At 57.7% G+C, this 25,025-nt stretch carries 19 protein-coding genes and 2 tRNA genes; 4 read left to right on the top strand and 17 right to left on the bottom strand.

What is annotated here, in order from left to right:
• Positions 1 to 73 precede the first annotated feature (73 nt).
• The 12 genes from QN377_RS11430 to sctW all read right to left on the bottom strand — a co-directional run bounded on the left by QN377_RS11430 (position 74) and on the right by sctW (position 14,503).
• Complete coding sequence (locus tag QN377_RS11430) at positions 74 to 4,396, bottom strand: AvrE-family type 3 secretion system effector (protein WP_254925905.1); 4,323 nt, start codon at positions 4,394 to 4,396, stop codon at positions 74 to 76.
• 68 nt (positions 4,397 to 4,464) lie between these two features.
• The gene (gene sctU, locus QN377_RS11425; RefSeq protein ID WP_095019661.1) at positions 4,465 to 5,562 is read right to left on the bottom strand and encodes a type III secretion system export apparatus subunit SctU; all 1,098 of its coding nucleotides are present in this window, start codon (positions 5,560 to 5,562) and stop codon (positions 4,465 to 4,467) included.
• A complete protein-coding gene (sctT, locus tag QN377_RS11420; protein ID WP_095019662.1) occupies positions 5,559 to 6,356 on the bottom strand; it encodes a type III secretion system export apparatus subunit SctT in 798 nt (265 codons plus the stop codon). The genes sctU and sctT overlap by 4 nt, the downstream gene beginning before the upstream one ends.
• A 12-nt stretch (positions 6,357 to 6,368) precedes the next feature.
• Positions 6,369 to 6,629, bottom strand: a complete 261-nt coding sequence (sctS, locus tag QN377_RS11415; RefSeq protein ID WP_095003190.1) for a type III secretion system export apparatus subunit SctS — start codon at positions 6,627 to 6,629, stop codon at positions 6,369 to 6,371.
• 7 nt (positions 6,630 to 6,636) lie between these two features.
• Positions 6,637 to 7,290 carry a type III secretion system export apparatus subunit SctR gene (gene sctR, locus QN377_RS11410; RefSeq protein ID WP_095003191.1) on the bottom strand — a complete coding sequence of 218 codons (654 nt, stop codon included), beginning with the start codon at positions 7,288 to 7,290 and terminating at the stop codon, positions 6,637 to 6,639.
• On the bottom strand, positions 7,287 to 8,276 hold the full coding sequence (locus QN377_RS11405; protein ID WP_095019663.1) for a FliM/FliN family flagellar motor switch protein: 990 nt from the start codon (positions 8,274 to 8,276) through the stop codon (positions 7,287 to 7,289). Before QN377_RS11405 ends, sctR begins: the two co-directional genes overlap by 4 nt.
• On the bottom strand, positions 8,276 to 8,662 hold the full coding sequence (locus QN377_RS11400; RefSeq protein ID WP_322212376.1) for a type III secretion system HrpP C-terminal domain-containing protein: 387 nt from the start codon (positions 8,660 to 8,662) through the stop codon (positions 8,276 to 8,278). The genes QN377_RS11405 and QN377_RS11400 overlap by 1 nt, the downstream gene beginning before the upstream one ends.
• On the bottom strand, positions 8,641 to 9,087 hold the full coding sequence (locus QN377_RS11395; protein ID WP_307987298.1) for a YscO family type III secretion system apparatus protein: 447 nt from the start codon (positions 9,085 to 9,087) through the stop codon (positions 8,641 to 8,643). Before QN377_RS11395 ends, QN377_RS11400 begins: the two co-directional genes overlap by 22 nt.
• Positions 9,074 to 10,432 carry a FliI/YscN family ATPase gene (locus QN377_RS11390; protein ID WP_095019665.1) on the bottom strand — a complete coding sequence of 453 codons (1,359 nt, stop codon included), beginning with the start codon at positions 10,430 to 10,432 and terminating at the stop codon, positions 9,074 to 9,076. Before QN377_RS11390 ends, QN377_RS11395 begins: the two co-directional genes overlap by 14 nt.
• On the bottom strand, positions 10,429 to 11,346 hold the full coding sequence (locus QN377_RS11385; RefSeq protein WP_254925221.1) for an FHA domain-containing protein: 918 nt from the start codon (positions 11,344 to 11,346) through the stop codon (positions 10,429 to 10,431). Before QN377_RS11385 ends, QN377_RS11390 begins: the two co-directional genes overlap by 4 nt.
• Positions 11,347 to 11,381: 35 nt before the next feature.
• Positions 11,382 to 13,475, bottom strand: a complete 2,094-nt coding sequence (gene sctV / locus QN377_RS11380; protein WP_322212370.1) for a type III secretion system export apparatus subunit SctV — start codon at positions 13,473 to 13,475, stop codon at positions 11,382 to 11,384.
• On the bottom strand, positions 13,472 to 14,503 hold the full coding sequence (gene sctW, locus QN377_RS11375; RefSeq protein WP_322212368.1) for a type III secretion system gatekeeper subunit SctW: 1,032 nt from the start codon (positions 14,501 to 14,503) through the stop codon (positions 13,472 to 13,474). The genes sctV and sctW overlap by 4 nt, the downstream gene beginning before the upstream one ends.
• 330 nt (positions 14,504 to 14,833) lie before the next feature.
• Here sctW and QN377_RS11370 point away from each other — a divergent pair, with 330 nt between their 5' ends.
• A complete protein-coding gene (locus QN377_RS11370; protein WP_095019668.1) occupies positions 14,834 to 15,358 on the top strand; it encodes an RNA polymerase sigma factor in 525 nt (174 codons plus the stop codon).
• Between the two features lie 80 nt (positions 15,359 to 15,438).
• Here the strand turns inward: QN377_RS11370 and QN377_RS11365 are convergent, their stop codons facing one another.
• Positions 15,439 to 16,656 carry an MFS transporter gene (locus tag QN377_RS11365; protein WP_095003198.1) on the bottom strand — a complete coding sequence of 406 codons (1,218 nt, stop codon included), beginning with the start codon at positions 16,654 to 16,656 and terminating at the stop codon, positions 15,439 to 15,441.
• 172 nt (positions 16,657 to 16,828) lie between these two features.
• Between QN377_RS11365 and QN377_RS11360 the strand changes: the two genes are divergently transcribed.
• Together QN377_RS11360 and QN377_RS11355 are read left to right on the top strand one after the other, a co-directional pair.
• Positions 16,829 to 16,905: transfer RNA gene (locus QN377_RS11360), tRNA-Met, on the top strand.
• A gap of 349 nt (positions 16,906 to 17,254) precedes the next feature.
• On the top strand, positions 17,255 to 18,619 hold the full coding sequence (locus QN377_RS11355; protein ID WP_322212364.1) for an ArnT family glycosyltransferase: 1,365 nt from the start codon (positions 17,255 to 17,257) through the stop codon (positions 18,617 to 18,619).
• 75 nt (positions 18,620 to 18,694) lie between these two features.
• Here QN377_RS11355 and QN377_RS11350 read toward each other — a convergent pair whose 3' ends face one another.
• From QN377_RS11350 to QN377_RS11335, 4 genes are all read right to left on the bottom strand, one after another.
• Positions 18,695 to 19,039, bottom strand: a complete 345-nt coding sequence (locus QN377_RS11350; protein WP_322212362.1) for a cupin — start codon at positions 19,037 to 19,039, stop codon at positions 18,695 to 18,697.
• A 156-nt stretch (positions 19,040 to 19,195) separates the two neighbouring features.
• Positions 19,196 to 19,271, bottom strand: a tRNA-Phe gene (locus QN377_RS11345).
• A gap of 99 nt (positions 19,272 to 19,370) precedes the next feature.
• A complete protein-coding gene (locus QN377_RS11340; protein WP_095027168.1) occupies positions 19,371 to 20,771 on the bottom strand; it encodes an FAD-binding oxidoreductase in 1,401 nt (466 codons plus the stop codon).
• A gap of 102 nt (positions 20,772 to 20,873) precedes the next feature.
• Entirely contained in the window at positions 20,874 to 24,128 is a 3,255-nt protein-coding gene (locus QN377_RS11335) for a hybrid sensor histidine kinase/response regulator (protein WP_095021235.1), read from the bottom strand.
• Positions 24,129 to 24,409: 281 nt separating this feature from the next.
• On the opposite strand from QN377_RS11335, the gene QN377_RS11330 reads away from it, so the two are divergent.
• Positions 24,410 to 24,991 (top strand): fimbrial protein, encoded by a 582-nt coding sequence (locus QN377_RS11330; RefSeq protein WP_095019672.1) that lies wholly within the window; start codon positions 24,410 to 24,412, stop codon positions 24,989 to 24,991.
• The last annotated feature ends 34 nt before the right edge of the window (positions 24,992 to 25,025 follow it).

The raw sequence follows: 25,025 nt of genomic DNA, 5'->3' as shown, positions 1-25,025 counted from the left end.
AATCCTGCGCAGAGTCTTAGCCCCCACCCCCATGTACCGGCCTGTCTGATTATCAGCCAGGCCGGTATTGTCATTACATCAAAGGGCTGCGGCCATGCCGGATCTTTTGGTCAAGCTGCTCGGGATTCAGCTCCCGAATACGAGCCGAGGGCAACGTATCCTTGAACTCAACGCGCAAGGGAGTGTTCTGATCCATACCGTATTTCAACTCAATGTTGAGGAGTTTGCAGGAATTGCTCAAGGCTGCCCTGCTGGAGTAGGCCACAAGAGGAATGGGGGTCTTCATAGCGTCGGTTCTAGTTGCCGTATAGCTTACAGCCAAGGTTTTAACCCGCAGGTTGTCCGGGTTTTCCAGGGCCTTTTGCACATCATTTATGGCGTTAGGCCCATCCCCTATCTGATTGTCAATCATGCGCAGCACCTTCGGCTTGACCTCCAGCCTGATCACTACCGAGGTGCCCTGGCTGCTTTCCAGGTCGTTGATGATCCGCTCGAATTGTGGCTGCTGGGCAAACAGCCGGAGAATTGCCGCCTTGTTAGCAGGCGCAGCGTCATTCAGCCACTCATGGTCAGGGCCACCTTTTACCCCCACATAGGAAACCGTTCTTTCAACTGATTTGAGTGCTCGCCGACCTTGTGCGGCCAGCGCCTCCTGGTGAAGGCAGGTTTGCAGCTGTTCATTGAGGGCATGGTGCTCTTCAGAACGGGTAGCGGGTGACGGTAGCTGAATGAATAGACGATGCAGATGTTGCAGTTGCTCCACCAGTGGGCCCTGTGCTGCAAACGAGGTCAGGTGTTGCTTGAGTGGCGCAGAATGCCGGGACAAGGCATCGCGTAATCCATTGACTTGCGCCTGATCGATCACAGCAGGCTGCTTGAAGGTAAAACGCATGCTGCGGGCAACACTGCGATCAAACCCCAGGGTGAACGAAGAATCACTCGTGATATACGGCACCCACGTAGGTCCATCGGCACCGAGCTGAGTCCACAAGGCGCCATTGGCCGGCGCCATACCTAAAGAGGCACTGCCTCTGGCTAACCATTGGGTATTCACGCTTTGGGCCCGGGTTATTTCATCCTGCCCCAAGACGACAGCGCTGCGTTGATCAACATGAAACAGTTGAAGCCCCCCCCCCGCATTCACCATAGTACGTACCAGGCCACCAGGTGTATTCGAGGTTTCCGGCATCAACATGTGAAAGCGGGGCTGCACATGAGCGGAAACACTCAAGTCCAAAGCGTTTTTCGAGCTCGTGCCGCTCTTGTGATTGCTGCCAAGATCCAGCAAGTCGAAAACGTTCCCTTTCTCCCCGGTGAGGATGGCCATCATTGCGGGAAAATCTGCCTCCCTGATATCAAAGCTGACGCTTTGCTCGTTTTCATGCGTCAACGCCAATGTAGTCTCAGCCCCTACCCTGAGCCGGCCTTCGAGTGGCACCTCGGAGGGAAGCAACATGTTACCGACGCCTACAGAACCAGTGACGGTATGGCCAGTGCCCATATTGATGTCAACGCTGACCCCCTGATCGGTTCGAGTCAGCGTTATGCCGTTGGTATTGTCTCTTGAAACACCCCCTATGATTTCAAGCAACGGGACTGGAAGTAAGAACAGGGATGCCGATAAGGTTTTGCTCCGGCTCGATGCAACTGACTGGCCGCTTTCAGACTTTTGAATGCATTGCAGCAGAGCCTGCTTGACCGTCTCTTGTGGATTGAGCCCCAAGGTAGTGGTTATATGAAAATTGAGCGCTGATCCCGGGGTACCCAAGTCCCTGGCCAACAACTTGAAGTTGTTATAGAGCGTTTCTGCCTGCTTCAATCCATTGATGTTCTGCGATGTTTTCTTGTGTACCGGGCTGCTTTGATAGTCCTCTATCGCACTCTCCAGGCGGGCTGTTATTTCGGCCTGATCAGGCGCTTTACCCTCCAGCCGGTCGACCAGTTTGACCAGCCTGAAAAGTGTGCGGGCGTGCTGAATCAAATCGCTCTCGATCAGCCCGGTCGAATTGCTCAAATCACGTTTCAGGCCAGCGTCGTGCAACGACAAACAAACACCCTGTTTTTCGTAACTGCGCAGCAAGGCCGCTGTGATATCAGACTTTGAAGAGCCCATATTCTCGAAGGACTGGCGAATTCGGGACAGGTTGCTCGCTGAGCCTTCAGTGGGTTTGCCACTCGTTGTGGGCAGATAATCCGGGATCACACGGGCTCCCTTGATGTCGCCCAATCGCCTGGCCAATTGCACGCTGCACTCTTCTACCTGACTCATAAAACGCTTGAGTTTTGTGGCCAGGGCCTGGGTTGGCTTGCCCTCGCCCAGGCGGTCAAGGCGACTTGAAATATCCATCGTACGGGGTGTCACGCTCGCCAGCGTACGCAATAGCCCCTGCAGTTCCCGCACATCCGCGTAGAGGTCTGCCAGCCCGCGTCGCCCTTTAACATCATGCTGGATACCAAGGCCGATATTCTTGATCCCCTGAACAGGATGAAAATGGGCTAAAGCACTTTTAATAACCCCACGATCAACCGACAGGGCTTCAGTCTTGTGGCCAAAACAATCGGAGGTCACGGCCCAGGAGGTGCCGTTGTCCTGACTCTTCAACTCAGCGTTGCCCAACACCGTACCCAGTGATCTCGCGGGGGTGTTTGAGTGTGCCGTTAAAGGTTTCCATTGCGGGTCACCATCCGCTGAAACAATCAACTGCCGATAGTGTTCACCCCATCTTTTTTGTTGCGCATTGTTTTCACCCCAGCTGACGATCAATTGCTGACCTGCTCCCATACGCAACGACTTGACCGGCGCATTGTCCGGCACCGGCACGGGAGTCCAGGTGAGCGCTGAGGTGCAAGGGGTTTGCCAGTGAGCCTTGTCGAGCTTGAGCAGTTCGCCGGCGCCGGTCTGTGCATACAGATCTCCCTGACGGTCAAGTGCCAGCGCCACAAGCTCTTTAGGCCGGGTAAAGGTCAAGACCCTGGCCTTTCCGTTGACGTGGGCAATCAGCTTGTTTTCAGCATCAAGCGTTACAAATTGCCTGGCGTTATCGATAGCAAAACCGGTGATCTTTCGCTCGTTATTCTCAACCATGGCGCCACCAAGGTTGATATGGGCATGAGCATCATTAACAGGTGTCAGGTCATAACTGGCACCGCTGTACGCAGCATCCCGCGTTTTATGGATTGCCAGCGCTTTCAGCTCTGCACCTTGCAATACATAAGCGCGACCATCCAGGCCACGCTCCAGTCGCTCCACATTGTGGTGAGCGCTTTTATCCCATTGCTGTGAGCGCTCGTTCCAGCACAGCAATGTGTTGCCCTCAAGCGCAACCTTGCCCCGCGGCCCAAGGTCCACACTACCGGCGAGTGTCTGCAGCCCTGGCTCGGGCAAACCTGTGTCGTTCACTCTGAGGATCACATCACTGAGGTTCCAGCCCGATGCCTGATCAGGGCCATGGCTCAAAGGGGTGCTGTGTAACTGGCGGCGGGAGTCGAGGACAAGGGCGTTGAGCCGGCCTTGATCATCATGCATAAAGCCCTTGATGCTGACTGCACCCTGATGCAGCTGCTCAAGATTATCGAGTGGTTCAGGGCGCATGACCAATTGCCCGTCTTCGGCATTGCGCAGGTTCGCGCACAAAAACTCACCCTGAGGTGTCGAGGCGTACAGCACATCACCCGCCAGCCCCAGATGCGCCAGTTGCACCGGTTTACCCGACTCGTTGACGGGAACAAGACAAAGAGCAGCATCGGCTGTGTCGCGGCTGATTTTTAGCGTGAAACCCTCAAGGCTCGCCTGCGTTTTACCATCAATGCTCATGTCTGCGACCCCCTGCGGCACTTTCATCAGTTGCCCTTGAGCACTCAAGCCAATACGGCTGTATCGGGCCTCGTCCTTGTCGGGCAACCAACGAAGCGTCTGTGCTTCTAACCGGTACAGGCGTTGCTCGACCACACGAAACTGGCCGCCTTCGGCGGTTGTTTGCACACCGCTTATCTGCCCCAGATGGGCACGCCCGGGATTGATCGGGGGCGACGGGTAAAAACTCAGGGGAAGACTGCTTTTAAGTACTGCAGCGGCCGCAGGGGTGGACTGGATATGAAATATATTAAATTTGTCGTCCCTGATTCGCAGGTTCCGGGCAGGGCCTGCGTAAGTGGCATCTTGCTTGAACGGCCTGGACAACTGATTCAGTTGGGCGGCAATGTCCTGGCCCACATACGAGCCTTGGGTCACGACTTTTCCTTCAACCAGGCTGGCGCTGAATGCCAGAGAGGGCTGCTGATAATGACGAAAACCGGTCATTTGCACCGATTCGGTGGGGCCAGAAGTGTTCGGGGAGGCTGTGCCGCGCATTTCTGACGGCGCTGGCTTTGCGGGTTCAAAAAAATTGACGTCCATGACTGCTCAACTCTGACTGGCTGATGAAGAGTGAGTGACCATGTAATAGCGCCCGGTTCCTGCCCCGATCAGCGTTGCTCAAGTTCCGCCAACTCGATGACTTCACGGCGCTCGTCATCATCCAGTTCTCGCAGAGTGCGGTAGACCAGCGCAACCGCCTGCAGGGTCTCGCGGCTGATGCAATGCCCGGTCTCGATGCCATACAGCGTGCGAGCCAGCCACACACACTGAATCACCGGAACATCTGCTGCCCGTGCCCTGTCGATCATTCGCCGTGCCCGGGCATCAGCCCCCTTGGCAATCACGGTCGGCAAAGGCGTCTGTGGCGGCCGGTAGTACAGCGCCACGGCAAAATGCGTAGGGTTGATCAGCAGCATGTCGGCCTCTTCCAACGGCGGAGTCGGGGCCACAGGCTCTTCATGGGCCAGCTCCTGGGCCAGTGCCCGACGCAGCATCTTGGTATGTGGGTCACCTTCCATGCCCTTGTACTCCTTGACCACTTCGACATGGGTCATGCGCATGCGCCGGGCAAAAAAATACCGCTGCAACGCCAGGTCAACCACTGCTAGCACCAGCAGCAGGCCAAGGCACACATGCAGCAAATGCCGGAACAAGGCGATCAGCGCGACGATATAGCCCGGCAAGTCAGCGTTGACCAACCCGACCAACGCCCCCAGGGAAGGCCCGATCACTCGGTAAAGCACCGCACAGATCAGCAGTGCCTTGATCAGGCCGGTGAGCAGGGTCAACAGTGACTGGGCCGAAAACATCTGCCGGGCCTGATTGACCGGGTTGAGCCGGTTGAAGTCCGGGATCAGGACTTCAGGGGCAAACAGAAAGCCGAATTGCAGCCAGCTGCTGATTAATTTCATCAAGACTGCAACGCCGGTCATCAGTAAGGCGAAGTCAAAAAACAGGTAACCCGCCTCGACGAACACGGCCTGCAGCGAATGACCAAAGGGTTGCCCGACCAGTGAAACGGGCAGCATCAGCAATTGGCCAAAACGCTGCAGGCTGTTCTGAGCCGTGATCAAGGCGACCTCACTGATAACCGCCAGCGTCAGCAGTTTGGCGATGTCCTGACTTTGCGCAACCTGGCCTTTTTTGCGCTGGTCCTGCAGTTTTTTCTGGCTGGCGTCATATTTCTTCTCACCCGAATCGCTCATGACTCACCTACTTTGAAGAGCTGGCCCAGTGCGTGCCCAAGATCCCCCAGCAGACTCATCCGTCCCACGATCAGCTCCTCCAGTTGTGGCAGGTAGAGCAGCAGAAAGCCCAGCCCGGCCAGGCTTTTGGCCGGCATCGACAGCACAAATACCTGCAACTGCGGGCTGTAGAGGCTCAACAGGGCAACAGCGAATTCGATCAACAACAACAGCGCAATAAAGGGCGCGGCGTAGAGCAGCAGATGCGTGAAGGTATCGCCGAGCAAAGAAAGAAACACGGCAAAACCATCCGCAGCAATGGTCGGTAACCAGAGCGTGGGGGGCCAGATCAGGTAGCTGTCCCAGATCACCCGGGTCAAGCTGCCCAGCCCGAGGGTGACCATCAGCAAAAAAATGCTCAGTTGCTTGAACAGGTGCCCGACAGGTGTGGCATCCGCCCCCAGCGAAGGGTTGAGCTGCCCGCCGATCAGGGCACCACGCTGGTTATCGAGCAAACCCCCTACCGACTCGAACAGCCAGAACGGCATGGACAGCAGCATGCCCAGCAAAAAGCCCAGCATGGCCTCTTTGAGCATCAGACCGCCGAGCGCCAGCAGGGTGTAATTCACGCCCGACAAGGCGTGATAAATACCCGGGGCAGGTATCAGGGCCAGCGCAAAAACGATGACATGCCGGGGCATGCCGCGCACATGTTCGAAGCAGAATGCCGGGATCAGAAAAAAACAGGGATACAGGCGCGCCATCGCAATGGCGAGGCTGGGCAGGTATTCGAGAAACGCAATCTGTGGGGCCATCGGCTGTTCCCTCTAAAGCGCCGAGCGGGCGACCATGTCAAAGGTGAGGTTGATCAATTGAATCAGCTCAACCCCGATCCAGCGCCCCGTCAGCGCCAACGTGACGCCCACTGCAACCAGTTTGATGCCGAAGGGCAGCGTCTGGTCCTGTACCTGCATCAGCGCCTGCACCAGCGAGGTCAGCACACCCACCGCTACAGCCACGATCAGCGGTGGCGCAGACAGCACCACCACCAGCAGCATGCCCTGCTTGAACAGCAAAATCGGCTCCATGGACGCCTCACAGATAGGACAGGAACAGACTGTCGAGCAGACGTGTCCAACCCGAAACCAGCACAAACAGCAACAGCTTGAGCGGCAATGAAAGGGTCATGGGCGAGACCATCTGCATGCCCAGCGCCAACAACAGGTTCGAGACGATCAGGTCGATCACGATAAAGGGGATGTAAATCAGAAAACCGATTTCAAACCCTGCCTGTAGCTGCGACAGCACAAATGCCGGTACCAGCAGGATAAGGTCGTCACGCTTGACCTCTTGCGCCAGTTGCGCAGGCCATAGACGCGCAGTGTTATCCAGCAGATGGGTCAGCACATCGGGAGCAGTGTTGCGTGCCATAAAGGCCCGCAAGGGCTTTACCGCCTCCTCCCCGCTCTCCTGCAAGGCTTGCACACTGCTCATATCCAGCGGCGTCTGCTTGAGGGCCTGGGCGGTTTCATACCCCACCGGTGCCATGACAAACATCGTTGCAGCCAGGGCAACTCCATAAAGGGCCATGCTCGGCGGCACCTGCTGCACACCAATGGCGTTGCGGGTAATCATCAACACAATGCAGATTTTCAGGAAGGCGGTGCACACCATCAGCAGCATGGGCATCAGTGACAGGCCGCCGAGAAACAGCGCCAGCAGAAAGGGATCGATCCCTTGAACGGTCATTGCGAAAAACTGATGCGCGACAGTTGCAGGCCAAGGCGCCCCTCAACCTCCACCAACTGCCCGTGACCGATCGGCCGGTCGCCGTAATACAACCCGGCCATGCCCGTGTCATAGCCCTCGATGCTCAACACCATGCCGGGGGCCAACTGGCGCAGCTCACCCAGGCTCAACTTGAGTGCGCCACAGCGCACGCTCAGCTCTACCTGCAAGGTTTCAAACGGCTCATTGCCTTTATGCCGTTCAACGTCCGTACCCGCAAACATCACCTCTTCCACAGCCGACTCCTCGAGAGCACACACGGTCAGGCAACGACGCCCGCCTTCATCATCAATTTGCGATGTGATCCGCCACCGCCCAATCCTCAACTGCCCCACGCCATCACCGCTGAACAACAGGCGCTCCGGCACCAGCACGTCGCCTGGTCGTACCCTGCGCAACTGCTCAACCGTCAACGGCAGATAGCCAAGCACCACGGGCACAGGCACGGCAAAGCAATCGGGCAACGGCGCCTTGACTGCCTGCCATTGCCCCGCCTCGCAAAGCGCCAACAGGCTGTGGGCCGCCAGCATCAATCGGCCGACACTTCGCGATGGGCCCAGCACTACACTGAGGCAGCACTCGAATGCGCCCACCTGCCTGTCGGCAAGGGGCCGCAGATAGCCAAAAAGCGCCCTCAACTGCGCACTCATGCGCTGCTCAAAGTGCGCCCAAAACCATGACTGGGGATCGTTGCCGGTCTCGGCCAGCACCACCGGGCACTCGCCAAACAGGCTAAGCAAGGGCCCTGCATCACTGAGCGTAAAGACCCCGCAGCGGCTCTCGAACGAGACACACGCACCACCCCCTGGCGCCCGCCCCGGTTCCAGCAAAAGCTCACCGGGCTCGCCTGCGACCTGAAATGAATAGCGCAGGCCACGACCCAACCGCCAACAGGCCTGGACCGTGGTTGCGTCCAGCTGTGGCAAGGTGATCGGCGCTACCGTCATCACTGGCACTCCTGCAGTAACCGGATCCTGACGACCTGCCCCAAGGCACGGGCCAGACGCCGTTGACAGGGTTGCTGCTGACGGGAGAGCCATTGTCGGGTGGCGGATTGCTGCGCCTTTAAAATGATCAGCCAGCCATGATGTTCATAACGGGCGCTGACACTGACCCGCCCGCGATGTGCCAGATGCAGCACAAATTGCACTGGCCATGGCCCTGCCCCCGGTGCACGGGGCATCAGTGCCTCGGACAACACCTGTGCCAAGCCCCTATCCGCGCCTGCCAGGCTGTCTGCAAACAGTTTGCAGTCGGCTGCGCGCGCCGGGGCGGCAGGCTGATACCGGGCCAATGGCAACGGCACCGGGTTTACTCCTGATGACTCGGCCATCCCGCCTCCTCTGCCAGCAACATCGACAATTCCAGAAGTTTTTCGACCTTTCTCTGGCATTCACCCGCGTACTGGCGGGCACTCTCGACATGGATCGCAACCACGCGCTGCTGCTCGAGCAGCGCTTGCAAGGCACTTGCCTGCTGCGCTGTTTGAGCCGCCCACTGGCGCTGTGACTCGTCCCAGCCCGACAGGGTCCTGGGCGACACCACCTGCCCCTGATAGCGGCCGGTCAGTTCGGCTTGCTGCCGGTTTTCGTTTTGCCTGGCCTGCTCAACCGCCGAACGGGCCTGCTCAATGTTCAGGCCAAGGGCTCGCAGCTCCATACGTTTGATGTGCAACAAATGCTCAGCCCGATCGGCCCGATGTTGGCGCAGGCGCCGCAAGGGCTCGGTGGCAGGCGGGCGGTTTTCAGAAGGGCACATGGGCAGTCAACTCGCTCAAGTGCTCCAGGGTTTCCTGAAACGTTGCAGGCTCGCGCAAGTCCTGACGCAAAAAGGCCTCCACACGCTGGCGGCTCTCGACGGCCAGGTCGGTCAGGGCATCGTTGCCCGCCTGGTACTCACCCAGCCTGAGCAGCAGTTCGATCTGCTGATGCGCGCTCAGCAATCGCCTGAACGCGGCCATGTTTTGCATATGTTCTGGCGCAGCCACATTGCTCAGGATCCGTGACAGGCTGCCCAGCACATCTATCGCCGGATAGTGACCGCGCTCTGCCAGTTTGCGGGACAACACAATGTGCCCGTCCAGCAAGGATCGAACCTCATCGGCTACCGGATCGCCCATGGAGTCCTGCTCGATGAGTACGGTATAGATCGCGGTGATAGACCCCTCGCGAGTCAGGCCTGCGCGCTCTACCAGACGTGGCAACAGGCTGTAAACCGAGGGCGGCAACCCGCCTCTGCCCAAGGGTTCGCCAGCGGCCAGACCGATTTCCCGCTGAGCGCGGGCAAAGCGCGTCAATGAGTCGATCAACAATAAAACCCGCCGGCCTTTGCGTCGGAAACCTTCGGCCAGAGCAGTTGCGGTAAAGGCTGCCCGCGCACGCTCCATGCTTGTGCGATCAGAGGTTGCGCACACCAGCACGGCTTTGCCCCGCAGCCCCTCATCCAGCTCATGGTCAAGAAACTCACGCAGCTCGCGACCGCGCTCGCCAACCAGGCCAAACACGATCACATCGCACTCGACGTTGCGGGCGACTTCGGCCAGCAGGGTGGTCTTGCCACAACCGGCACCGGCAAACAGCCCGACCCGCTGGCCCTCACCCAGGGTCAACAACCCGTCGATGGCCCGTACCCCTGTTGGCAAAGCGCGACCGATGCGCGGCCTCTGAGTGGGCAAGGGGGCTTCGCATACAACTGCATTGGCCTCCTCACAAGGCCTCCAGGAAAAGCCCCCCCCGTCGCCCCCGGCAAGCGGTCGGCCAAACCCGTCGAGCACTTGCCCCAGCAGATCATTGCCGACGCGAACCTGATGCACAGCCCCCAAGCGTTCAACGGCCGCTCCTGCGCTTATACCTTCGAGGCTCGCCAAAGCACTGAGGGTGGCGTCCTGCTGATCACAGGCGATGACCTCTGCCAGTATCCATGCGTTGCTCCCTGCCTGAACCCGGCACAGCTCGCCAATGCGGGCCTGGGGCAGGCAGCATTGCAGCAGCATGCCATTGATCCGCAGGAGCCGACCGCTCAGGGTCACCGGTGAAAAACCCGCCAGGTGCGTGAACTGGCGTTGCCGCCAGCGCTCAAGGCGCTCAGCAATCGTGCCGTTCACCAGCTCACCTCATAGCGCTGCGCGCCTTCAAACAGTACTCGGCGGTTGTCGATCGCAGTCAGGCGCACACCCTGCGCTTCGTCACCAAAAAACAGCCTACGCCCGTCGGCCAATACAACATGGGCCTTTTGGCCACCGATTATCTGGACGATCCTGAAGGGCAGTACCGTGCTGATTTCCTGGACCTGATTAATGATCGCAACCGGCGTTTCAAACTGCGCCTCGAAGCGATCGAGCATCCGCGAGACCAGTGCCAGCGAGTCTTTGCCGACATCACCGTCCAGGATGATTTGCTCATCAACCATCTGCAGCCGGATGGCGTTGTCCAGATCACGCTCGATCAACATCTTGAGTAATTGCTGATGGACCTGATACGTTGTTGCAAGCTGACGCCTGTCACTGACAGCCAATGGCTTCGGAGAAAGTGCCTGTGCCGTGTTTGAAGGCTGACAGACTTGTGCCGCCAATATCAGCACCGACACGCTCAGGGCCAGCGCCAGCCACTTGCCAGGGCGGCGCGCAGGCACCATGCCCGAGCGCGCGGCGGCCGTTTCGCTCTGCACCCTGGTTACTTCTGCCAGCTCATCCACCCAGGCACTTTGCGTATTGGCGATGCACAAGCGTATCCCGCCAATGGCGAACGCCTTACCCGCAGCCAGATCGGCAATCTGTGCCCGGGCAGTGCCGGTTTCATCCTGCAAGAGACCTTCCTGCGCCTGCACTGTCCAGCGCCCGTCCACACAGTGCAACCGGGCATGCCTGGCTTCAACGCCAGGGTCGTACAACTCCAGGTCGGCATCTTGATGGGCACCGATGCTCCAGCATTCACCGAACAAAGGCAGTGCAGCCCCCTCATGCAAACCGCTCAGCACTCGCAACTCGAACAACAGGCCAGGCTGCTGCGAATCGAACACCACGGTTGCGCCATCAGGTAAGCCATGCCCCGGACTCAAGACACGGCCTCGCGCAGCACACCGTCGAATTGCAGATCAAGACGCCCGAGCACCTTGACCTTGGCCGAGCCGGTCAACTCGGCGAAAGACATGACCGGCACATGGTTGAATTCATCGAACAACAGCGTGCGCAACGGGCTGCGCAGATCCTGCGCCACCAGCAATACGCTTGCGTCGCACTTGCGCGGTGCAAAAGCCTCCTTGAGCAGCGCCACAAGTTGCGTACTGTGCTCATTGTCCAGGGCAAAGAACACGCCCGATTGGGTTTGGCGCAATGCCTCGCGAAAAAGGTTTTCGCTATGGGCAGACAACAGCCAGGCATGCAGACCGTCAGCCTGACTGTACAGATGATAGATCTGCGACTTCAGGGCAATCCGCGCATAGTCCGCCAGCGCTGACACTTCGCGCTCGTGCTGGCCATGTTCGGTCAGCACTTCGACAATCAGGCGTACCGCCCGCAGGGGTACGCCTTCACTGGCCAGGCGCTGCAGAACGGCAGAGAACCGGGACAGCGGCATGATCCGCTGCAACTCTTGAACCAGCTCAGGCTGGCTGTGCTCAAGCCAGCCGAGAATCGACTTGCTCTCCTGCAACCCCAAAAATTGCGGCCCGCTGATCATCATGGCTTGACGCATGCGCTCAACAATCAAGGCATGGGCACTGAACGACTCGACGCCCTCCCGGGCCAGCAGCGGATCACCGGGGTTCAGCCATAGCCAGTCCCGTTCATCTCTTTGCTCGCTGCCTCTGAGAGCACTCTGAGGAGCATCCGTGACACTGTCCCGTGCCACGGCCCGTCGTTCATCAAAAGTCGCCTTGAGCGTGGGCACTTCGTGAACACAAAAGCGAAACTCATCCTCGGGCAGCACGTCGCTGTATTCGATTTCAAAACTGGGAAGTGTCACCCCGATACGGGTGACGATACTGTTGCGCACCTGACGAATCCCGTGAATCAGCCGCTCAGTAAGCTCCAGGCTTTGATGGGCACTGGCGAACTGCAGCAGATACGGGCGTGTCGGATCAAACACTCTCAGATCTTCGTCGCCGTTGTGTTCAGGGGCCACCTGCACTGCTTGCGCCGGCTCCAACGCCTCAGCCTTGCGGCTTCGCGACCACCAGTAAAAACCCGGCGCAAACGTACACAGGGCAATCAAGCCAAACACCGGGGCGGGCATTCCCGGCAGGGCGGCGAAGGCCAGCATGGCCGCCGATGCGATCATCCAGCTCTTGGGTTCACGGGTTATCTGCTGGCCGATTTGTGCCCCGACATGCCCGCCTGGCGATTGGTCGTCGGGGGCAACACGGGTGATGATCATCCCCGCGGTCAAGGCAATCAACAGCGCCGGAATTTGCGCGATCAGACCATCACCGATGGTCAATACCGAATACAGCGTGATGGCCTCGCCAGCACTCATCCCGTGTTGCACTACCCCCGTGGAAAACCCGCCGAGGATATTGATCAGCACAATCACCAGGCCTGCGATGGCGTCTCCTTTGACAAACTTCATGGCGCCGTCCATGGCACCGAACATCTGGCTTTCCCGGGACAACTGGTCACGCTTGTATCGGGCCTGTGCACCATCGATCAACCCGCCACGCAGGTCACTGTCGATGGACATCTGCTTGCCCGGCAGCGCATCCAGGCTAAAGCGCGCCGCCACTTCAGCGACACGTTCCGAACCCTTGGTAATCACCAGGAAATTGACGATGGTGATGATCAGAAAAATCACCAGCCCCACCGCCAGATTCCCCCCCACCACAAAGTTGCCAAAGGCCTCGACGATCTCGCCCGCATCCTGCTCCAGCAGGATCAGGCGGGTCGTGGCAATCGACAACGCCAGACGAAACATCGTGGTCAGCAGCAAAAGTGCAGGAAATGTGGAAAATGCCAAAGGGTTGGGCAGATAAAGCGCCAGCACGATCAACAGGCTGGCCAGGCACATATTGAGCGCGATCAGCACATCCACCAGCCAGGTCGGCAAGGGCACGATAAAGATAAAAACAATGCCCTGCACCGCCACGGCCCCGAGCACTTCGCCCGGGCTTGCCACATTGCCAGGGCCTTTACTGAGCCATTTGACGAGCCTCATCGAATCGGTCTCGTCAGCCCTGCCGACAGCTGGACGATACCTTCGCTCTGAGTGTGTTCACCCATCAGGCTCAAAAAAGACTGCAATGCGTCCTGACGGCTTGCAGGGTCACTCCAAACGGCCAACGGGAGACGCTGAATCAACGGATAAACTTGATTGAGCAAGACCAGTTGACTGGAAAGGTTTTCGCCACCCAACTCACGACTCAGGCTTTGCACCTCATCGCTATCGATGCCCGTGCCCGCATACCCCAGCAGACGTTGCAACAGGGAGACTGGCGACAGTTCGGCCTGCCGTTCGCGGGATGACAATCGCTCAATAAACCACCGGCAACTGTGCAAAAGGCTGCTCAACTGGGTGCAGCCTTGAAGCCCGCTCAACAGAGTACGCAGCCTGATGCTCGGCACCGAGGGCCGGTGGGCGGCGATATCATCCGCCAGCGCGCGCGCCATCACGCGCAACCCGTCGTTGACCCTCTCTTCATCGAATAAAGCCAGCAAGGCCTGGATAATGCTCGGCAGTGATTGTTTGCGCACCACACTGGAGTAATACAGCGTGCGAACAGCCTGGCGCAGCGCGGCATCGCCTTCGGCTGCTGCCAGCGCCAGCGCAATATTCAGGCCCGCCTGAATTTGCCGGTCATAGCGGGTATGCAACTGTGCCTGAACCTTCTGCACCCGCTCGATATCACCTTCACGCCCTTGTGCCCGGGCCTGAGCAACCATGTACTGCAAGACAACACTGGTGCGGGCCGGGTCGTCGCCGGTCAACGCCAGCAAGGCTTCGACCCCTGAGTCTGACGCCAGTGCCAGACGAACGTGCCGGGTCAGCAGCCCCAGGCTGAGCTGAGCGGGATGCCCCAGTTGCTCATAGAGCTCGTTTAACTGCTGGATACCCTCAACCTTCTGCACCCGGTTATCTACCGTGCGCAGCGCGCGCTGAGCCAATGCCTTGCTGCTGCTTTCGGCTTTCTGGCTGAACAACATGCCAACCTCTTCAGCGGCACTTTGCGCAGAAGACAGGGGCATCTGCCCCCCAACGCTCCGAGAAGAGAGCAGGATCTGCGCGGTGTCGTTTCGCCCTTCAACTTTCATAGCGCTGCCAAGTCAGGAGGTTTCATTGACCTGTGTGGTTGATCACAGGCAAGCGGTTCCCTGGCAGTAGCATTGGCATGTTTTTGAAAAAACTGGCGCACGCACAAGGTCCGCTACGCAAGATCCGGCACAACCGCGCCTGTTAAAAACCTGTAAAGCTCATATAAATCAGATGGCTATATTCGATCCGCAAATTGGCACAGGCGATGCTTGGGAGGTCCTTGTCGAAACCATTTTCGATAGCACTCACCCTGAGGATAAAAAATGGATCACCTTGATAAGGCTTCCCCCCCTGCCCCTGACTTTCTGGATCTGTCGACTGAACTTCAAAAAAAACTTAAAGCGTTTATCCACAAGCGCGTACTGAACCCCGAAGATGCAGAGGATATTTTTCAGTTGACCTGCCTGGAGGCGTGGCGCAGCAAAGCACGCTTCAACGGCCAGGCAACGCTCAGCACATGGATGTGCGGCATTGCCCAGAACCTCATTCGCAATCATTTTCGTCGGTTGCACGCAAGGCCGGTGCATTGCGAGTTCGACGAGACGCAGTGCCATGAGCAGGACCACAGCCCCGACCTGTATGGTCAATTTGAGACTCACCGCAGGCTTGAGCTCACGCTGATTGCCTTCAACCGGCTGCCCATCGAAATGCGCGACACGTTGTATGCATCGGTGCAAAGCGGCAGCAGTTATCGCGACACCGCCAGCGCTCTGGAAATCCCTATAGGGACAGTTCGCTCACGCATCTCGCGAGCTCGCGAACAACTCAAGATGGCCACCCACTGCTAGTGCCCGCCACGGATGCTCAGAGGGGTCCATGATTGAGGGCACGCCCGGAGCAAGGCCAGGGAATGGCCCCCACTACCGACTCAGACTTTTTTCGTTCGCGGCAGCAAAATCGCCAGCACGCCGAACAACGGCAGGTAAGAGCACAGGGTGTACACATACTCGATGCCATGAATGTCCGCCAAATGCCCGAGCAAGGCCGCACCAATCCCGCCAAAACCAAACATCAGGCCGAAGAAGATACCGGCAATCATCCCCACATTGCCCGGCACCAGCTCCTGGGCATACACCACAATGGCCGAGAATGCCGACGCCAGGATAAAACCGATGATCACGCTGAGCACACTGGTCCAGAACAGGTCGGCATAGGGCAGCAGCAAGGTAAACGGCGCCACCCCGAGAATTGAAAACCAGATCACCGCCTTGCGGCCGATACGGTCACCGATGGGGCCGCCAAAGAACGTGCCCGCCGCAACTGCGCCCAGGAACAGGAACAGGTACAACTGCGAGGTGGACACGGACACGTCGAACTTTTCGATCAGAAAGAAGGTGTAGTAGCTGGTCAGACTCGCCATGTAGAAGTACTTGGAGAACACCAGCAAGCCGAGCACCGCCAGGGCACCGAGCACCCGCTGCTTCGACAACCCATGAGTCGCCTGCTGCCCGGCCTTGAGCTTGAACAGATTCAAATGGTTGCGGTACCAGCGACTGATGACATACAGCAGTCCAACGGCGAACAGGGCAAACAGGCCGAACCAGGCCACGTTACCCTGACCGAAGGGAATGATGATGGCCGCAGCCAACAACGGGCCAAAGGCCGAGCCGGCATTGCCACCTACCTGGAAGGTCGATTGCGCAAGCCCGTAGCGCCCGCCCGAAGCAAGCCTCGCTACACGGGAAGCTTCGGGGTGAAACGTAGAAGAGCCAATACCCACCAGGGCGGCGGCCAGCAAAATCAGCGGAAAACTGCCGACCTGAGACAACATCAAAATCCCGATCAGGGTGCAAACCATCCCGGCAGGCAACAAAAGCGGATTGGGATGACGGTCGGTGTAGTAACCCACCCACGGCTGCAATAGCGAAGCGGTCATCTGAAACGTCAGGGTTATCAGTCCGATCTGAGTAAAGGTCAGGTCATATTTGGCCTTGAGCATCGGGTAGATCGACGGCAGTACGGCCTGGATCAGGTCATTGATCAGATGCGCCAGGGCCACGGCGCCGATAATGCGCATGACCAATGGGCTTGACTGAGGGGCTGGAGGGGACGCGATTGTAGTTGTTTGAGCGTTGCTAAGAGCCATTTGGGTTTCCGTACGACAGGTGAATGCGCGCTTGCAGATCCGTCAATGTGCCATTCTTTTACAAGATCTTTCCATGCAAACGCCGTAAAACCTTAAGCAATTGATAGAACGAAGATTTTTTTTAGATATTTGCTTGACACACCCCCCGTACGAGGGAATAATGCGCGCCATCGGCTACATAGCTCAGTTGGTTAGAGCATAGCATTCATAATGCTGGGGTCCGGGGTTCAAGTCCCTGTGTAGCCACCAAACGCTTGTTTACAGAAGTCTCCATGAGTCTGCAGACAGTACAAGAAGCCCGCCTAGTGCGGGCTTTCTTGTGTCTGGGGGTTTCTTAATGTCTCCTCCCAAATCTCCCCGTCGCATCCTGCGAGCCCTCGGCCAATAACCTGGCAACTGCGTCCAGAAATCGCCTACCCCCTTACGTCATGACCGATCCGGATCAGTCTGCTTCACACCTGTTCGCAGCCCATGATCTGAAATGGACAGGTAGCCCCACTATCCCCTGACACTTTTAATATAATAAATATTTACTTTTTAAATCTGGGTTACCTAAAAAAAACAATGCTAGCCTGCGCGTTTTTGGAGAGCCGCTTATATGAAGGCACTTAAAGACGTCACTTTTAAATACCCCTGCTCCGTTATTTTTATAATGTCTTTTTTCCTATTTGCCGCCCTGCAATACAGGCCCGCAGTGCTCAATTACACAACACGCTTCGTCGACTTCGCCCACTATATGTTCCAGAACGGATTGACGCTTTTTCCAATCTCTGATGACCTGCAGCCCTATCCCGACTACACAGTGACCCATACGTTCCTCGTTTATCTGATTTCACTGCCATTTGGCCAAGTATCCCTTCTCTCACTGGCGACGCCTTTTTGTATTGCTGCCGCCTTGACACTGGTATTCATATACAAGCTGGGTGAACGGGAGGAAAAGAAATGGGGCGCATATGGTGTTGTGTTCGCGCTATTCACCTGGTCATTTCTGGACGGCGTAAACTCCTTATCAATGGATATATACCCTGCACTTTTTACCGTGATATGTTTTTATCTGGCCTGTGCAGGAGACGAGCATAAACAAACATCCCGATTGCTGCTTATACTCGCAGCCCTGGCGCTGGGCTTTGCATTCCGTGGTCCTGTTGGCCTGATCGTCCCAGCCAGTGTAGTCGCCTCTTATTACCTGCTGAGCCGGCAATGGCGCAGGCTCGTTGTGTTCTGCCTGCTCGCCGGCCTGGTCCTGGGCGCTGCCCTTTTGCTGCTGATAGCGGCTGCCTACGCACAAGGTGGACATGCTTTCTTGCAGGAGGTATTGGTCAAGCAAGGGCTGGGGCGGTTTGACAGTAACCAGGCACCTCGTTATTACTTCTACTTCTCTGCCGGCTTGCTGACCTACGGTGTAACCGTTTTTATTGCCTTGAACGTCATCATCAGAAAGGGCAAAGATTTTTTTGCACCGTCGCCTCTACCGTCGACAAGCATGCTCTTGTATCTCTCGGCCTGGTTTCTTGTCGTGGTCGTACTGCTGACAATTCCAAGTGCCAAGAAAGCGCGTTACATACTTTCAATCACACCCGCGATTTCCTTGTTAGCGGCCTATATCTTTGTAGATCGAAGCCAACGATTCGCCAATACCAGAGACAAACTGCTGAAGTTCTGCTTGAGACTGCCCGTTATTGGCCTCGGGATACTTCTGTTTGCATTTATTTATAGTCACTTTGCGGCGTCCCCTGTTCAACCGAACTACCTCGGTGCAATGACGGGCTTGATTATTCTTGCCGCCGCTCGGCCCTGGATGGAGTCACGCCTTTATTCACATCCACATCGCGAGTTTTTGACATTCTCTTTTGGGGCGGCGGCTTTTCTCGTACTGGACATGTTTTTCTTTAACGCCATTACCTACCATCTGGAATTGGCCAATGAACCGACCCCCAAGTTCCTGCCTTATTGGTTTTGGTGACGCGCGCGCTCACAACGTCACCCATTACGGATTCCGCTCGAATGAGCGGCTATCAAGCAGCCGCCTGATGCGGGCTTAGTCTTGCCTGACGATATCGACTGAAATCTCCACCGCCTCAATCACTCCCCGGTTTTCAAGCCAGTGCGTGGTGTGCCTGTCTTCAGGCCAGCCCACACCCGGGCCATACTCCGTGGCGATACCATTTCTATGGTCAGTGATAACGCCGTGAAGGATATAGACGGTGCCAGGCCTGTCTGCATGGTTGTGAACCGGCCCGAAAACGCCCCCCGGCTCAATCGTCACCTTACGCATGCGAAGCTGGCGCCCTGCCATTCCCTCGATCTCGGGGCCAAGGTCGATGGTGGCCAGCAACGTGACCGTAACGCCTTTGGTCTCGGGTATTGCCTGTTCATTGCTCATCGCACCCACCTTTTCAAAAGACAAAGCCTTATTGAAAGTAAACACCCTGAAAGGCGTAACGAGTGACGAGGCGACAAAGGGATAGGCAGAACAGATTTGCTCCACCCGAAAACAAAAAACCCCCGAAGCCATAAGGCATCAGGGGTTTTGCTGTTGTGGTGCCCAGAGACGGAATCGAACCGCCGACACGGGGATTTTCAATCCCCTGCTCTACCGACTGAGCTATCTGGGCAAGGCGGCAATTAAACGTGTTTTACCGTCGGGGCGTCAAGCACGAAATAAAAAAAAGACCAATGATTACCTGCGCTTACATCACCGCCCAGGCCTGATATCACCCCTGGGGCAGGATTTTCCCCGGGTTCATCAGCCCAAGAGGGTCGAGAGCCTGCTTGACCAGGTGCATGACACCCAGTGCGGCGCCATGCTCCAGGGGCATGAACTTTATCTTTCCCGAACCAATGCCATGCTCTCCGGTGCAAGTGCCCTCAAGGGCAATGGCGCGCTCGACAACCCGCTCATTGAGCGCTTCGGCTTCAACCAGTTCTGCGGCATTGCCCGGGTCGACCACCATCCCCAGGTGAAAGTTGCCATCCCCGACATGCCCGACCATACCTACGAAAAATGAAACCTTGGCCACATCTTCAGCCGTTTCGGCAATGCACCGGGTCAGCGCCGAAATCGGTACGCAGACATCCGTGCTCCAGATCCGACCATTCGGCCGCATGGACTGCATTGCATAGTGAACACTGTGCCGGGCACGCCACAGGGCATTGCGCGCATCAGCATCGCCAGCCGCCTGGAAACCCAATGCACCATTGCTTTCAACAATCTCCCGGGTCAGTTCCACCTGCTCCGCCACACTGGCCGGGGAACCGGCGAACTCGAAAAACAGCGTCGGCGTTTCAACCAGGCCCATGTGCGAGAAACGGTTGACCGCCTGCACCGTGCGCGCATCGAGCAATTCGACCCGTGACACTGGAATGCCATATTGAATGATCGATACCACCGAACTGACCGCCGCCGCTATCGTCGGGAAGGTACACACCGCCGCGCAGGTGGTTTCCGGAATACCGTAAAGGCGCAGCGTGACTTCGGTGATGATCCCCAGCGTGCCTTCCGAGCCGACAAACAAGCGCGTGAGGTCGTAGCCAGCGGATGATTTTCGCGCCCGCCCACCGGTCTTGATCACCTGGCCGTCAGCCAGCACCACGGTCAGGTTCAACACGTTTTCGCGCATGGTCCCGTAACGCACCGCATTGGTCCCTGAAGCGCGGGTCGCTGCCATGCCTCCCAGGGTGCTTTCACCGCCCGGGTCGACCGGAAAGAACAGCCCGGTGGTACGCAGTTCGGCATTCAGCTGCATGCGGGTTACCCCGGCCTCCACAGTGACATCCAGATCATCCGGGCGCACGGCGATGATTCGCTGCATGCGGCTCAGGTCGATACAGACCCCGCCCCGGGTAGCGCCTACATGGCCTTCCAGTGAAGTGCCACCACCAAAGGCAATGATCGGCACTCGCTGCGCTGCGCAGAGTTTGACGATGGCCGCCACCTCGGCCGTGGACTCGGCGTAACACACCGCGTCCGGCGGCAAGGTCGGGTGGTATGACTCACCTCGGCCGTGTTGCTCGCACTCGGCTCGGCCAGTGCTCAGGCGCTCACCGAGCAGCTCGCGCAGGGCATCGAGCAGGGTGGGCATGGGAGAAGCGTGAAATGCAGGGTTAGAGGCCATGGAAACGTCCATATTATTGTTGGGAGGGACGATTCCAAGGTACAACAAACGGCCACTGTGATCACCGGCAGATCCGCAAGCCCGCTGAACGTGGCCGTAACGTTACTGGCTGCCGGGATATAACGCCCCGTCAACCAGCCTCGCGACCACCCTGCGCAAACGTTCGAGCAACACCTCATTGGCCGCGACCGAGACCGGGTTCAAGGGCTCACGCAACAAGGCAATTTCGCACTGATTGCAGGCCTCAGCCAAATTGACAGCGCCCACCGTGGCAAAAGAACCGTGCATCCGGTGCACATAACTGATCAGTTTCGAGGTATTGCCCTGCTGCAACGCCAGCTGAGCCTGCGCCAGATCCTCCTGCATGGTGGCGATAAACAGCCGATGCATGGCTGGCGACAGGCTGATCCAGTCTTGCAGATCATCCGTCTGCAGGGGTGCATCGGGGGCATCATGGACGCCAACAGGCAGCTCGGCAGGCGCTGCGCACAAGGCGGACAAGGTCTGGCGTAATGTGGTCAGGCTCAGGGGCTTGACCAGCCATACATTCATTCCCGCTTCCAGGCAGCGCTCCCCTTCTTCACGCAGGGCATTGGCGGTCACACCAATAATCGGCACCCGCGGGTCAAGCTCACGCAAGCGGCGCGTCAGCTGATAGCCATCGAGTCTGGGCATATTGACGTCGGTGATCAGCAGATCAAATGACGCTTCCTTCCAGCGCGACAGGGCCTGCTGCCCGTCGTCTGCCAACGTAACCCGGGCCCCCAGGGCCTCCAGCTGCTCCCTGAGGATCTCCTGGTTGACGGGATTGTCCTCGGCGACCAGGACATTCAACTCCAGCTTTGCGGCATAGGGCACCACACTGGCGGACGCCTGGGGGACAGCCCCATGGGCGATCTGCATCAGCGTTCTGCCAATGGCGCGAATATCATAGGCATTGACCTCCCAGCCACGGGCAGTTCTTTGCGGCTGGCTGCCCCCCGACTCGGTCGCCAGCAGCCGCTCACCTTGCCAGGGCACTGTCAGCGGCTGGTCAGGGTCCAGATCCAGCAGGATTGCAGGGTAGTCGGGAGGAAGCGCTGCCGGCATAACCTGGGCGCGAGCGCCCCAATGGTTTAACCAGTCTGCCAGGATCTGCCCTATATCATTGCGCGCAGCGCGCACGTAAACACGGACCCCCTCAAGGTCGATATCGGCACAACTACCCAGTGAACCGGCGATAACCGGTAAGCTCATATGCAACGAAAAGCTGCTGCCAAGCCCCGGTTCACTGACCACTCGCAAATTCGCGCCCATCATCTCGCTCAAGCTCGCACAAATGGACAGGCCCAGCCCCGCACCGCCTGCACGTTCGCTGCCACCCACCTGGGAAAAGGGCTTGAACAGGCGCGTCAGTTGCTCTTCGCTGATCCCCACGCCGGTATCGGAAACCTGCCACTGCAACGCGGCCTGCCCTTGTTCGATGCCAATCACCTTGAGCCTGAAGACAACCCAGCCGGTGTCGGTGAACTTGATTGCGTTACTCAGCAAATTATTGATGATTTGCCGAATACGTACCGCATCGCCACTCAACAATGGCGGCAACTGCGCGTCGGCACAGGCAAAAATCTTCAAGCCCTTATTGCTCGCCGCGGCTGAATAACTGCGCACACAGTCTTCAAACAAGTCCAGCGGACAGAAGGACTTGGCCTCGACAGCCATTTGCCCGGACTCGATCTTGGAGACGTCCAGCACATCACTGATCAACTGAAACAACACCGTAGACGACCGCTGAATGGTCTGCAGGTATTCACGCTGGCGCTCATTCAGAGACGTAAGGCCCAGCAGTTCAAGATTGCCCAGTACCCCGTATAGAGGCGTACGAATTTCATGGCTCATGGTTGCCAGAAACAGAGTCTTGGCTTTGCTCGCTTCGTCAGCCGAACGCCGCTCCTGCTCCATCAGGTTGGCGTCATCCACATGCCGGGTGACGTCGTTGAAACCACAGAGCACCACGTTCTTGCCCTTGTAACGGGTAAAGACAAAACAGGCCTGCAGATAGCGCCCCGCGACTTCCAACTGGACCTCTCCCAGTTCGTGCTCACCATAATCGCGCTTCAGCAGGGCAATCAGTTCAGGGGTACCCTGCCACTCATGCGCCCTCTGGTTTTCCAGCAGGATCTCTCCCGTGCTGCGCTCGACCACGCACAATCCCACGGGTGCGCTGTCGAGCATGGCCCGATTGAATTCTTCGCTCTCGGCCAGGGACTGGCTGGCACGCTGGGCAGGTTCGATGATTTGCTTGCGGTACCAGCGGTTGAAGCGCCAGCCGATCAGCCCAAACAACACCAGCAGGCCCGCCGCGCCGGCCAAAGGCCATTTGGCATAGCCAAAGAAGTTCTGATAACTGATCGCGTACAACCCGACCCAGGGCGTGGCCCCGCCCGAACTCAGCTTGAAGCGCAGACCATCGCGGGTAATGCTCAAGCCCAGGGGCAGATCCTCGACATCCCCGGCGTCCCCCAGCAATACATCGCCGGCAGGCGAGATCAAGGTCAAACGGCTGTTGGTGGGGTGCATCAGCAAGCGCTCCAGATCACCGATATCGCTGACGTCCAGTAACGCGTTCAGGATCACCAGGTCATTGGCTTCAGCCCCAGGTGGCATGAAGTTGCGCGACAGATTCAGCCCGACGGCGCCGACAATGTACTTGCGCTTTTGAATCAGGTCCTGCGGAGCTTTTATCCAGATCAGCTCATCACTGCCAAGGGCATGGCGATGCACCATAAGTTCATCGTACAAACGTTTGGTCACATCGAAAAAGTTGCTTTTGAGCAACAGGGGGGACTGCCGCGTGCCCTCAATACCGGGCACCGCAATAGTGAATTGATCGCTGGGGGAAAAAACAAATACCTGCGGCGCCACATAGTGGGAATCGGACCAGTAAGCCGTGAAAAGGTCGGTCAACTGCACACCGAGCGAGTAGACGCCCTGCATTTCGGCATGGGTGAACTTGTCTCGCTGGCTCACCGTAAAGGGCAATGACTTGGCCGTGTCACGGTTCTGGAACAAGCGCTCATCGCCCTGACGGATCAGTACCTCGTGCGAGTGCGGTTGGCTATCTATCAGCAGGTTTTCATTGGCCTGACTGTAGCTTTGAACGGCAATACGCAAAAAGGTCTCATGCTCATGAATGCTTTCCATCAGCCGCGCGAAATGAAAATCCGTCTTCTCGCCCTCCTCCTTCAGCACTCGATTAACCGCCCAATAGCTCATGCTCACCAGCAGCAGGGCAAACCCGGTGAGCAGGAGCAATAGTTTGTTCAGTCTGAGTGAGCTCAGTGCCAGCGCACCGAGACGTACCTTAGCTTGCTTCATGATTTAGCGCCGTCGATGACCTGGGAGGAAATAGGCAAGCCTGTTGCTAGCCAAAGGGTTACACATTGCACTATCCGCCAGCCCCCACTGCGCTCGCCACGAGCCTTGCGCCGCCACTTCTGCGCCCTCGAAATGGCCTGAGCAAGCCGAACAGGAATTGTCTGATGGGGATTCTCCTCTGGCAATTGCATCCTTTGCATCACCTGCCGCGGCGAGCCGTTGGCAGGGGGGGCATTAAATAATGGAAATCACACATCATTGGTTTGTAGAGGGCTTCTCTCATGTTTCATAAATTTGGCAAATACACCGCGCTTTGTGGCTCTTCGCTGCTGATCGTAATGGCTGCTGCTACCGCTCAAGCGGCTGATGGTCAGGTTGAATTCACCGGCACTATCAACGACAACGCATGCACCATCAACAGCGAAAGCGTTAAAAAAGCGGTTGATATGGGCCAGGTCCGTATTGCCGACTTCCCTAACACTGTAGGGGCTGTCGCCACTGCTGGCGCCACACCATTTTCGATCTCGCTGGAAAACTGCAGCGGCTCGACCCTGAAAAACGCCTCCATCAAATTCAGCGGCCAACAAGCTGGCACTGATGCAACCGTGCTGGGCATGACCGGTGACAACCAGGTACCCGGCGTTGGTATCCAGATCAACGACGCGCGCACCGGTAACAAGTTGCCACTTAACACGGCCAGCAACGATTACGTTCTGCGTCCGCAGTCCAACACCTTCGACTTCACCGCATCCTATGTTCGCCTGGTTGCCGACACCGCAGCTTCGGGTGAGACCCCGGGTGTGCGTGGCATCGGCACCGGTAAAGTCAATGCATTGGCCAGTTTCGACGTTACCTACAAGTAATTTATGCATTTAACGAAGAGCTCGCGGTTGATCG

This window comes from Pseudomonas sp. CCC4.1 (assembly GCF_035019225.1).
GTDB classification, from domain to species: domain Bacteria; phylum Pseudomonadota; class Gammaproteobacteria; order Pseudomonadales; family Pseudomonadaceae; genus Aquipseudomonas; species Aquipseudomonas bubulae.
Note: the sequence above shows the minus strand (reverse complement) of the source record. Positions and strands in the feature narration are given on the sequence as shown.